Genomic DNA, 11,525 nt, shown 5'->3' with positions numbered 1-11,525 from the left:
TCGCTATACGCTCGCGCCATCTCCTAACAATCACCCAAACCCAAACAATTGAAAAGTATCTAGATCTATACCCAAAAGTAAAATGGTCTAGAACAGTGGCAAGTGACAAGTGGTAAGTAAGAGGCGTTCTTTTTACTTACCACCTGCCACTTATCACTTGTCACTGGCGAGATACTCGCGCGAGTTGAATAGATTGCGATCCATCGACCGCACCCAATCCGTGGTCTCCTCGGCAGACTTACCCGCTGATTTCGACGTGGCAAACTCCATCCGCAACGTCTGGAATTTTGCTTCGAGATCGTCAAGCGCGCTCAGAAGCATGGCCTCGGGAGTCATAGGCAGCTTTGGCGAGCCGAACTCCAGCTTGCCGTGGTGCGCGAGAATCATATGCTCGACCAGCATGCGCAGACGGTCAGGAAATAGCTCTGGCGCCGTCCCTGCTTCTTCGGCTGCTTTCATGGCCTGAGCATTGAGCACCGCAATCTTCTCGTGCAGCAGCCCCTGCGCAATCGAGATATGGCCAATCAACTGGCCTTCAAGCGTGTAGTTGAAGCTCGACCGCCATGACAGCTCTCGCACCTTGCCGACATCATGCAGGATCGCGCCGGTAAGCAGCAGGTCGGGATCGACCTCAGGATAGAACGGCACGGTAGCCAGGCACACACGCACGAGCATCAGCACATGCTCCAACAGCCCGCCGATCCACGCATGGTGCAGACGCTTGGCGGCAGGGGCCACGATAAAAGCCGGGCCGATCGTTGGGTCGTCGAGAAAAGCCAACACCAGGGCGCGCAGATGAGGATTGGAAAAAGCATCCACATAGCCCCGCAGTTCGGCATTCATCTTGGCCACGTTGAACTGTGTCGTCGGGACAAAATCAGCGGTATCGATCTCGCTGTCGGCAGCCAGCCGCATCTTGTTCAGTGTGATCTGAAACTTGCCCTGATACTTCGAGACCTGACCCTGCACCTTGACGTAGGAGCCTTCTGTGCATTGCTGCACGGCCTCGGCAAAGTCTTCCCACATGCGTGCTTCGAACTGTCCCGTCTTGTCCGCGAGCGTCAGCGCAAGATACTGTCCGCTCCCTGCCTTGCGCTCACGAACGCCAATCGTGGCGATGCAAAAGAAGCTGGTGATGTTCTGGGTATCAAACTGTGCGGCGTCGGCAATAAAAAAGTCTTTCATAGGCATAAAAAGAATAGAGGATCATAGGCATAAAAAGGAGAGGGTAGAAGTGTAGACCGAATCTCTACACTCTACCCTCTATTCTCTACACTCTGTCCTTTACTGTGGCGTTGAGGGAGCGACTGGCGGCAACACTGGAGCACTGCCACCCAGGGCGGGATTGACCGTCGGCGAAATCGGTTGCGACGTATCTACCGGCTTGGCCTTCTCCTGCAGACGTTCCTTCGGGTCACCCTTCTTGCGCTTCTTCTTCACCTTCTTAGTCGTATCGCCATTGAGCCCGAGTGCGGCTGCCTGGTGAGTCTCCGAAGCATCCGTTTGGACATCCGCCTTCACAGGACGAACCGCAGCCTTCGCGTCGGCCTTGTTCAGCTTGGACTGAAGGTGTGCGTCGTTTTCCTGGACCTGCCGCTGGGAGAGACGCGTCTTGTGCGTCGGTCCCTCCTGCGGAGTCAACGGATTATCCGGATCGACACCCGTCCCCGTCGAAATCGTGGTTGAGTTCGTCTGAGCCATGGCAACGCCTGGTGCCTGACCAACCAACGGAGCGTTCTCGGTCGTGGTCTCAGCCGCTCCGGTCGGCAGCGCATTGCGCGGCGCCTGGCCAAAACGAACCTTCTCACGATGGATCTTTGGCGGTTTCGAGGACTTCGAGGCGTTCTTCACACTGCCCCCGCCGCTCTTCGCAGCCTGGACAGCAGCCCGTTCAGCATTCTTTTGCGCCACCTTGGCACGAGCAGCAGCCAGTTCTGCCTGTGCGGCAACTGCCTTCTTCTGCTCGTTGCGCTGGTGCTTGATGGTCTTCTTCTTGAGCGGTGGCGGCGTATAGACGGTATAACCGATGTCGCCGGGCCGCGCACCAGGATGGCTCGAACCTGTATCGATGAAGCCATCTTTGGCATCGATATCCATGTACGCGTCTTGGCGCGCCTTGGTCAGATAAGCGCGCAGAGCAGGCTGCAGAGCATCAATGTAAATTGCCTGCTGCACCTGCGGCTCGATATCGGCCAGCGGAGGAATGCCCGCAGCCTGATGTTTATCCACCCGAAGGATGACAAAGCCCTGCCGTGTACGGATCGGAGCTGTAAAGCCGCCCTCAGGCAAGGGGAATGTTGCATTCTCAAGCACATCGCCCAGCGATCCACGCTTGAAGTCGCCAAGATCGCCACCGGCAGCAGCCGTTGGGCCGCCCGAAGAGCTCTTGGCAAGATCGGCGAAGTTGGTGCCAGCCTTCAGCTTGGCTTCAAGATCGTCAGCCTTGGCCTGGGCCGCTGCCACCTGGGCATCGGTGGCATTGTCCGGCGTTGTTACGAGGATCTCACTGAGGTGAATCTGCTCAGGAACCTCGAAGTCCTTGCCGTGCGCAGCATAGTAGGCTTCTTCCTGGGTATGCGTCATGTTGAGGTGGCGGCTTACTTCTTCCTGCACCACCTGCTGCCTGATCGCATTGTTACGGATACCCTGTTTGAAGTCCTCAAACGATACCCCCTGATCGGCGGCGGCCTTTTCCAGCGCCTCCATCGAGTCCAGGTGGTTTCTCTTACGGATCTCGTCAAGCTCCCGGACCGTCTCGGCGTCGCCCGTAATACCGAGTTCCTTGCCCTTGGAGAGCAGCAACTGCTCGTCGATCATGTCGCGCAGAAGGTCCCGACGGCTGTTCTCAAAGTCGGCCGGCGAGGCATTTTGCTGCTGGGCTTGCTGCAATAACTGCTGCTCGGAGCGCAGATACTCACTGCGCGTGATGATCTGGTCGTTCACGCGAGCGATCACGTCCTCAACCACTGCGCCATTGGGCGTAATCGGCGTCGGCACCGGCAGAGCCGGAAGCTGTAGCGGGATACCCGTGCCAAATCCGCTCGGCATGGGGTAGTTCGGCTGCTGAACCTTGGTCTGCGCGTAGAGGGTTGAACCAGCGCCGGCTACAGCGAAGAGCAGAATACCGGCAAACGGGGCACCGGCTACCAGCCGGCTCATGGCGTTCTTACGTGTGTGCTTCTCGATCATCCGTTCCTTTACGGCCCTGCCCATACGGTCAGCGATTGGTCTGTCCTTCGGTCCCCATGCGATCCCCCATCCTTCGTACCGGAGAGTTTCGATTGGTTTGACCGCAGGGCGAGACAGAGGTCATCTGGCATTCTCATTCTAACCGTAGGAAACACAATTGCGGGGGCAGGGCGGTCCCTCAAATGGTGCATCTCACCATATAACGACGGTTACGCTGGTTTTCCCCCGTAAAACCGCCCTGCACACCCTCTTCTGCCCGCCCGGAAAAGGGGCTGACTGCCTCAGGGCTAACCTGCGGATGCTATACTCCGTCCAACCCAGAACGGCTGCAACAGCGCACCTTTTGTGCGACTTTTGCTGACAGCCCTTCCGTATTGAGGTCTCTTCGGTCCCTATGGTCAACCGCACACGACGTGCACTTTTTTCGGCAACTATTTTTCTCGCGGCGTGCGGCGTCGCGGGTTCGGTGTTTGGCGGCGTCTCCGCTCAGTCCGCAACCGACGAGTCAGCCCTGCGCGACTCGATGAAGTCATTCACGAACGTCTATGCGGTCGTGGAGCAGAACTATGCCGACAAGCTGGACAACGACAAGATCGATAAGGCGATCTACGATGGCGCCATCCCCGGCATGCTGCGCGTGCTCGATCCGCACTCCAGCTTCCACGATCCCAAGGACTTCGCCCAGATGCGCGAAGACCAGCACGGCAAGTACTACGGCGTGGGCATGCAGATCCAGCCGCAGGGCGACAAGATCGTCGTAGTCGCGCCGTTTGAAGGAACCCCTTCCTATAAGGCCGGTATCCGGCCCGGCGATGCGATCCTCGCCATCGACGGCAAGACGACGGAACACATGGATTCGGCCGCGGTAGCCAGTTTGCTGAAGGGCCCCCGCGGAACCCATGTCTCTGTAACGATGGGCCGTGAAGGAACCGCGAAACCCCTGGTCTTCGACCTCATCCGCGATGAAATTCCACGGTACTCCGTAGATATCGCCTTCCAGATCAAGCCCGGCATCGGCTACATCCACGTCACCAACTTCATGGAGACCACCTCCCATGAGGTTCAGGCGGCACTCGACAAGTTCGGCCCCATCAACGGACTCCTGATCGACCTGCGCGGTAACCCCGGCGGCCTGCTGAACGAAGCCGTCAATGTCTCCGACAAGTTCCTGCAAAAGGGCGACATCGTCGTCTCGCAGCGCGGACGCGCCTTCCCCGACCAGGTCTATCGCGCCCCCAGTGGCTCTAACGTGAAGTACCCGATCGTCGTGCTGGTCAACCGGAATACGGCCTCTGCTGCGGAGATCGTCTCAGGCGCGCTGCAGGACCATGACCGTGCGCTGATCGTCGGTGAAACGACCTTCGGCAAGGGCCTCGTCCAGACGGTCTTCCCTATCGCGGAAAACACAGGACTTGCCCTGACGACGTTCCACTACTACACCCCGTCGGGCCGGCTCATCCAGCGCAACTATGACGGCGTCTCGCTCTACGACTACTACTACGCCCGCCAGGGCGCGCTGCCCGCGAACAACACCAACACCGAGGTCAAACTCACGGACTCCGGCCGTACGGTCTACGGCGGTGGCGGCATCACTCCTGACGAGAAGATTGCCGAGCTGAAGTCGGACCACCTGCAGGACATTCTTCTGCAGCACTATGCCTTCTTCAACTTCACCAAGCACTATCTCTCCGACCACTCGGTCACCAAGGAACTGGTCGTCGATGACGCGCTGATCCAGCAGTTCAAGGACTTCCTGAAGTCGGAAAAGATTGAGTACACCGACAAGGACATCGCCGATAATCTGGACTGGGTAAAGTCGACCATCAAGGCCGAGCTCTTCACCACACAGTTCGGCCAGGCGGAAGGCATGCGCATCCGGGCAGAATGGGACCCGCAGATCAGCAAGGCCCTGACGTTTATGCCGGAGGCACTGGCCCTCGAAAACCACACGTTGCCGGCACAGCAGAAAACCCAAACCGCCAGCAAATAACGCCTGGCTCACAATACAAAGGCCGCGCTCATAGCGCGGCCTTTGTGTTTCTAATCTCTGTGTATTGGAGCGGGAGACGGGGATCGAACCCGCAACCAACGGCTTGGGAAGCCGCTACTCTACCATTGAGCTACTCCCGCCCGACTGGATCATTATAGAGCAGTTCCCACACAAGTGTGGACACCCCCCTCGAGTCGGAGAGAATGCTCTCTTCTGCCCCCATTTTGTGCAGTTGCCTTTGCTCTTGCTCTTCTGATTGTCATTCCGAGCGCAGCGAGCGAACCTGCTTCCTCCCGTTCTTCGTTCGTATCACCCAGAAAACATAGGCTCCCGCTGATTCAGAAACTTCCATCTGAAAACACGTACTCCGCCCCTGCCCCTCTCAAGTGACGAAAAACGCTTTTCTCTGTACCATTTCCTCTGTTAGCCAGTCCCGCAGATCGACCCAACTGGAAGGTGGAAAGCAGAGCATGATGAACATCAATAGCAACGAAAAAGCAGGCGCGATCAGCCGCCGAGCTGTGCTGAAGGGGGGAGCCCTCGTTGCAGCATCGGCTGCCTTCGGCCATGCAGGATGGGCCTCCAAGGGGCAGGTCTCGATACCGCAGGTACGGCTCAACAACGGTGTGATGATGCCGAGCCTTGGCTTTGGGACCTACGGTCTAACGGGTGATGTGTGCATGGAGAGCGTTGCAGACGCCATTACCGCTGGCTATCGTCTGGTCGACACCGCCAAGGTCTATCGCAATGAAGAAGCTGTGGGTGCCGGGATCAAGAAGAGCGGAATAGACCGCAAATCCCTCTTTGTGACATCCAAGATATGGGTGGAAGACTCCGGCTACGAACCAGCGAAGCGCGCCTTTCAAACGACCCTCGACAAGCTGCAGCTCGAATACCTCGATCTCTATCTCATTCATCGGCCGCGTGGAGATGTGAAGGGGTCGTGGCGGGCCATGGAAGAGCTCAACGCGGCCGGAAAGATCAAGGCGATTGGCCTGAGCAACTTCGACCAGACACAGCTCGCCAGCCTGACCGCAGGAGCGAGCACGAAGCCTGTCATCAATCAATTGGAAACACACCCCTTCCTGCAGCAGGCCGGTCAATTTGACTCGTTGCATGCCGCTGGTGTGCAGATGGAGGCGTGGTCTCCCTTCGCAGAAGGGCGCAACGGGCTATTTACGAACCCGGTGCTGGAGCAGATCGGTAAAAAGCATGGCAAAACCGTCGCGCAGACGGTTCTGCGCTGGCACCACCAGCGGGGAGTCATCGCCATCCCGCGTTCGTCTAACCCGGACCATCGCCGCGAAAACCTGGCCATCTTCGATTTCTCGTTGAACGCTGAGGACATGCAAAAGATCTCAGCCCTGGACGAGAATAAAAGTCAGTTTCCAGAATGGACCTAACGGATTCTCATCCACAACATCGAGAGCAGAATCAGCCGGCTCATCGCCAGTGAGCGTTAATCATCGGATGAAGGGAGTGAGTGCTGTGTGTCTAAACAGCCTCGCTCCTTTCCCGCACTTTCGCCCTTAGCACCTGCTTCGTGATCGCTTCCTAGAAGCGCGTTTATGAGGACTAGTATCTCTTGCCCCCCAACAACATTTGTTCAGAGAGATGGGAACCCGTAAGCTTCAATTATGAAGTGGCCTAAACCAAAGAGCTGGTGGTCCTTGCTCCTCTGGACCGTTGTGACATACGTTCTGGCAACGGACGTGCTGCCGAACCTTTTCCTGGTCACGATTAATAGCGTCGGTTACCTCCCCTACAGTGACCGCCCCGGACCGGGATGGCAGAGCCCGCACCTGCCAAGCAAGGAAGAACTGCAGTTCTTTTTCGGCTTCGCACTTCTTCTTCTCAGGGGAGCCGCGTTCTATGGCAGCCTCTTTGCTTTGCTGTCGATCATTTTGGGATGGTGCCGTGCCCCGCGATATCTGAACCGAGTGGTTGCTACGATCTTGGCCCTGATCTCTTCTGGCATCATGATGGCCGCAGCCGGATGGATGATTGCAATCTCTGCGATGGGTGTCTATACCGCAGCCACCTGTGGTGCTCTCTGGGGATTGCTAGTCTTCCCTCGCTTAGTACCAAAATTCCCCTATCTGCCCCCTTTAGCGATTCGAATAATCGCTCCCCTCCTAGCATTGGCATTGGGAGGATACTGGCTGATCCGCCCGATGCTGCCGAACCGAGCGCTTACGAACGCCAAAATTGAAGTGATCCGGAGGAGTCCTTCCGAACAGGCAGCTCCGAGCCTTGCTTATCTTGGGCCAGAGTTTGCTTACCAACTAAGAGAGGCCAACAAATACGTAGCCGTGAGTCGAATGGACTTCGCAACCGACGGCAAGAACCAGGTTCGCGTCCTGCTGATCGTTGATGATCCGCAACCAACCGCTCATACGTTTGTTCTGCCTCGCACTGGCACCGTAGTTTACCGGCAGCACGAAGGAGTTTGGAAAGAAGAGCAGTCAGGTGGGAAGCCATCAGACATCTCTGTGAGCTTTACTGCCTTCAACAGCACGCTCCAAACTCAAGGCCCATGCTGTTCATCGATGTCATCCGGCTTCGCACCCTACAGGTAGTTCGATGGCCAACCAGTCTAACGACTGATTTGGCTACATGGGCGGTATGCTTTCTAGGCCAATCCGGTCATTAACGACGTTTTGTAGCCGCTGTTTGCAACCTAGGTAGCGTTCTGTGGTTTGAATCGATACGTGGCCGAGCAAAAACTGTATCTGTTCAAGCTCGCCACCCGTTTGATGACAGAGCCGAGCGCAAGTTCTACGAAGGTCATGGGGCGCGATCACACCAAGGCCACAGTCCGAAGCTGCTCGCCGAACAATCGACCAAACAACCTTGGCGGTGAATCCATCCCCTCGAATCTTGCCTGTCTTCCCGATCGCACGGAAGAGAGTTCCGTTTTGTAGCTCTGTAGCTTCCAACCAAGCATCAATAGCTAATTTAACCCAACCTGGCACAGGAACTGTCCGCATGTGACGCCCTTTGCCAATGAGGTCTGCAAGCACCCAATGATCCTCTCGAAGTTCGAAGTCCTCAATCTTGACTGCAACAAGTTCTGCTCGACGTAAACCACATCCAAGGAGCATTGCTAGAACAGCATGGTTGCGTCAGTCTCGCAAGTGTTTGCCAGCGTGCACGGCGAGCAGCCTCCTGCCCTGTTCAACGGTCAGCCAATTCCCAACACGAACGCCCAAGCGCTTCGCCCCTTTGACCCGACGAATGCCGGCAGCAAGGTCAGGACTAAGCAATCCGCAATCCGAAGCCTCGTATGCGAGCCTGCGAACAGCGGCAAGTCGAAGGTTGATCGTTGAGGGAGCGTATCCTCGCTGCTCCAAAGCGATGCGATAGCGGGTCACTACCGTTTTGTTGAACGCGAGGCGTGGTTCAGAGCAGTACCACTCGGTGAAGTCACGGATGGCGTGTTCGTACGACCGTCGCGAGTTCAAAGATGGAAGGCTGTTGAGAACCGCTGATCTGGAGTAGTCGAGGTCTGGAAGTCTCAGAACACTCTTGGGTTTCTTTGCTTTTTTCGCCACATAGACGGCCTCCTAGCCGTGGCGAAAGGATTTCGTAAAGATATGCTGATTACATGATCTCTCTGGGGCTTTCCAACTTCGAGACAAATGGCAGTTCGCAACCGCCTGTTGAAGTTTTGCAGGCACTGGGAGAGACCGCCGCGTGGTTCAATCGCGATCACCTTCGGGCAGACGACCTGCGCAGTCCGATGCTGGACCCAAGTTCGATTCTCGTAGTCCCTTCTCTTAATGAATTAGGAATAGACGCTTTCGTTAAGGTGAAACGCGACAGCTATCGACAGGCCTCAGAGTCGATCAGGCAAAAGCGTTCCGAGATCCTTCGAGATGCCACCACTGGCCCGGTCGATCCAGTAGGGGCGCAAGCACTCGGCCGATTGCTCCTCTATGAGGCCATGGAAACAGTCTCGGACGGTGCAGCTGAGGCCTCGTCGCACGGCTTTTTCGACACGGAAGATGCGCCTCCTTGGGATACGTGGTTCTGGCACAAGGATGGCACGATCTTCTGCTGGGTTCCAGATTCGCTCGTCTCAGACGTACAGGCCGGTATCGATGCGAACCCTGTTGATTGCATCCACTGGGCGAGCTGGTCGGCGTTGTCAAAGTTGATCAACTGGTGACCGGCCTTACGCCATTGGGATTAGTACCGATAAGTCCTCTTGTGGGAAGTGATACGCGTTTCTCAGGACTTGAACTCGCGAGCGATAGCAACGGAGCATCACGATTTTGCTGCATTGAGGCCGTACGTTAGAAATTCTCTGTGGACTGTGCGTACTTCATCCCAACGTTCCTTATAGAACGGGGACGCGGACACACCTACAGATGTAGTTACTTTGCACCAACATGCCCTCAACTTCCGACAGAAACCATTTGCTTCGGAACCAGGTTGTATCGGCATTGCCGTGACGACGGCCCTTTCTTCAAAAGAAAAAGCCCGCTTTTAAAAGCGGGCTTTCAAGCATCACAGCGACTATGGCTTCAGCGCAGACTCGATCGCCGAGATCACCTGTGGCGAATCCGGCGTCACGGCCGGCTCAAAGCGAGCAATCGGCTGTCCGTTGCGCGCGATGAGGAACTTGGTGAAGTTCCACTTGATCTCGCCGCCAACGTTCGGCGCCGCAGTGAGGTATTGGTAGAGCGGCGTCTTATCGTCACCCTTTACCGAGACCTTCGCCATCATCGGAAACTTCACGTGGAACTTGGCGCTGCAGAACTCCTTGATCGTTGCATTGGTGCCGGACTCCTGGTTGGCGAAGTTGTTCGCCGGCACGCCGACGATCACCAGGCCCTTGTCCTTGTACTTCTCGTAGACGGCCTCGAGGGCGGTGTACTGCGGCGTAAATCCGCAGGCGCTGGCGACGTTGACCACCAGCAGCACCTTGCCCTTGTAGGCACCTAGCGTGGTGGGGTCACCATCGATGGTGCTCAGTTTGAAATTGTAGACGGGCGCGCCGGCATCGGCCACGGCCAAGCCGCTGAGGAACAACAACATCAGCATCAGGTAGATCTTTCGCACGGTCGACTCCAGAAAATCGTTATATGCCCAGTGTAACTGGGCGGCTGATTTTAAGTGGCAGCGCCGTCGCCGATGTTCGTACCAAGTACCGTATGGGGTCGACAATGCAAACGGCCAGCAGCACCAAAAACGGCGTTTTCGGAAACGTCGGATGCGAACTTGGCGAAACGCGACTTTGCAGGAACGAACCGCTATTGGTCACCATAAGCGCGTTTCCCGGTACTGATCTGGATCGAGCATCCCTCAGCGGACTACTACGTATGTGAGCAGGACGGCTGCGGTGGCGAGAGCGGCTATGCGCACTCGATGTCGCCGGTCCCAAATCCGATATATCCGCTGCCAATCAGCAGCACCTTCCGCCACGCGACTAGCGAGCGGAACCAGGACAAAGATCGATGCCACCGAAATAAGAACCCAGATCGCATCCGCTGTAAGCAGGATTGCGCGCCCAGGCGTGTGCCAACAGAGCCAGGTCTGGATACCGAGAAACAGGGTAGAGACCGTGTACCAGACCGGCATCACCTTTCCAAGCACGAGAGCAGAACGGCTTAGCATCTTCAATTGTGATTCGGGTTCGAGCCGCGACGCGGCAGGGTTCATGAATGCAGATACAGAAAACTCGACGCCTGCCAGAGTAAGAACGACGAAGAGGGTCACCATGTTGAACAAGTGCATAAGGGGCTCCTATTGACTCTTCGCTAAAGACGCTTTCGAATGGAGCACTGATGCAAAAAGTAGCACTGACAAAATTGTCAGTTGGAGTGATCTATGGGCGTCTCAAAGAAAGAGATCTCACCATGCCCCATCGATGTGACACTAAGCGTCATCGACGGGCGATGGAAGGGCACAATCCTCTGGCGACTGTTGGACGGGCCGATGAGGACGAACGAATTGCGGAAGAGTATTCCTGAAATTACAGAGAGGATGCTTCTCCGTCATCTGCGGGATATGACAGGCGCTGGAATTCTGGAGCGTCATCAGGAGCAAGGCCTGCCCCTGCGAGTGCGGTACTCGCTAACGCCGTACGGACGAACGTTGGTCCCGGTATTGGATGTTCTCTGTTCGTGGGGCAGAGAACATTTGAAACGAGATCCCTCTACCTGATCCTTGCTGAGATGTTGTTCACTCTTCCTGCGGCAAACGAGATGCTGCCGCTGTCGGCCCTGTCCGCAGGCGTCGGCTTAGCGGAAGTAACCAGTTCATTCGATGAGTGACTTGGCGATTTGGCATCAATCGAAAAACCACTCCTGGCGACATCGGCGTTCGGAGGACTAACCAA

General features: G+C 56.5%; 9 protein-coding genes, 1 tRNA gene and 1 pseudogene. 5 read left to right on the top strand and 6 right to left on the bottom strand.

Annotated features, from left to right (window positions below):
- Window positions 1-153 precede the first annotated feature (153 nt).
- Together HDF15_RS24845 and HDF15_RS24840 are read right to left on the bottom strand one after the other, a co-directional pair.
- On the bottom strand, window positions 154-1,191 hold the full coding sequence (locus HDF15_RS24845) for an OB-fold nucleic acid binding domain-containing protein (protein ID WP_311733205.1): 1,038 nt from the start codon (window positions 1,189-1,191) through the stop codon (window positions 154-156).
- A 93-nt stretch (window positions 1,192-1,284) separates the two neighbouring features.
- On the bottom strand, window positions 1,285-3,189 hold the full coding sequence (locus HDF15_RS24840) for a peptidylprolyl isomerase (RefSeq protein ID WP_184260926.1): 1,905 nt from the start codon (window positions 3,187-3,189) through the stop codon (window positions 1,285-1,287).
- 394 nt (window positions 3,190-3,583) lie between these two features.
- Between HDF15_RS24840 and HDF15_RS24835 the strand changes: the two genes are divergently transcribed.
- On the top strand, window positions 3,584-5,179 hold the full coding sequence (locus HDF15_RS24835) for a S41 family peptidase (protein ID WP_184260923.1): 1,596 nt from the start codon (window positions 3,584-3,586) through the stop codon (window positions 5,177-5,179).
- A 65-nt stretch (window positions 5,180-5,244) separates the two neighbouring features.
- Here the strand turns inward: HDF15_RS24835 and HDF15_RS24830 are convergent.
- Window positions 5,245-5,319, bottom strand: a tRNA-Gly gene (locus tag HDF15_RS24830).
- Window positions 5,320-5,649: 330 nt separating this feature from the next.
- On the opposite strand from HDF15_RS24830, the gene HDF15_RS24825 reads away from it, so the two are divergent.
- Together HDF15_RS24825 and HDF15_RS24820 are read left to right on the top strand one after the other, a co-directional pair.
- Window positions 5,650-6,582 (top strand): aldo/keto reductase, encoded by a 933-nt coding sequence (locus HDF15_RS24825; RefSeq protein WP_260331351.1) that lies wholly within the window; start codon window positions 5,650-5,652, stop codon window positions 6,580-6,582.
- A 267-nt stretch (window positions 6,583-6,849) separates the two neighbouring features.
- Window positions 6,850-7,758, top strand: coding sequence for a hypothetical protein (locus tag HDF15_RS24820; protein ID WP_184260920.1), 909 nt, complete (start codon window positions 6,850-6,852; stop codon window positions 7,756-7,758).
- A 33-nt stretch (window positions 7,759-7,791) separates the two neighbouring features.
- Here HDF15_RS24820 and HDF15_RS26545 read toward each other — a convergent pair.
- A pseudogene (locus HDF15_RS26545) lies at window positions 7,792-8,292 on the bottom strand (tyrosine-type recombinase/integrase); the annotation flags it as partial.
- Window positions 8,293-8,786: 494 nt separating this feature from the next.
- Between HDF15_RS26545 and HDF15_RS25620 the strand changes: the two are divergent.
- A complete protein-coding gene (locus HDF15_RS25620) occupies window positions 8,787-9,350 on the top strand; it encodes a hypothetical protein (RefSeq protein WP_221314612.1) in 564 nt (187 codons plus the stop codon).
- Between the two features lie 350 nt (window positions 9,351-9,700).
- Here the strand turns inward: HDF15_RS25620 and HDF15_RS24805 are convergent, their stop codons facing one another.
- On the bottom strand, window positions 9,701-10,228 hold the full coding sequence (locus HDF15_RS24805; protein WP_409254889.1) for a glutathione peroxidase: 528 nt from the start codon (window positions 10,226-10,228) through the stop codon (window positions 9,701-9,703).
- Between the two features lie 261 nt (window positions 10,229-10,489).
- Complete coding sequence (locus HDF15_RS24800; RefSeq protein WP_184260917.1) at window positions 10,490-10,921, bottom strand: DUF1772 domain-containing protein; 432 nt, start codon at window positions 10,919-10,921, stop codon at window positions 10,490-10,492.
- A gap of 93 nt (window positions 10,922-11,014) precedes the next feature.
- Between HDF15_RS24800 and HDF15_RS26540 the strand changes: the two genes are divergently transcribed.
- The gene (locus tag HDF15_RS26540; protein ID WP_184260914.1) at window positions 11,015-11,350 is read left to right on the top strand and encodes a helix-turn-helix domain-containing protein; all 336 of its coding nucleotides are present in this window, start codon (window positions 11,015-11,017) and stop codon (window positions 11,348-11,350) included.
- Window positions 11,351-11,525 lie beyond the last annotated feature (175 nt).

This window comes from Granulicella mallensis, assembly GCF_014203225.1.
GTDB lineage: Bacteria > Acidobacteriota > Terriglobia > Terriglobales > Acidobacteriaceae > Granulicella > Granulicella mallensis_A.
Note: the sequence above shows the minus strand (reverse complement) of the source record. Positions and strands in the feature narration are given on the sequence as shown.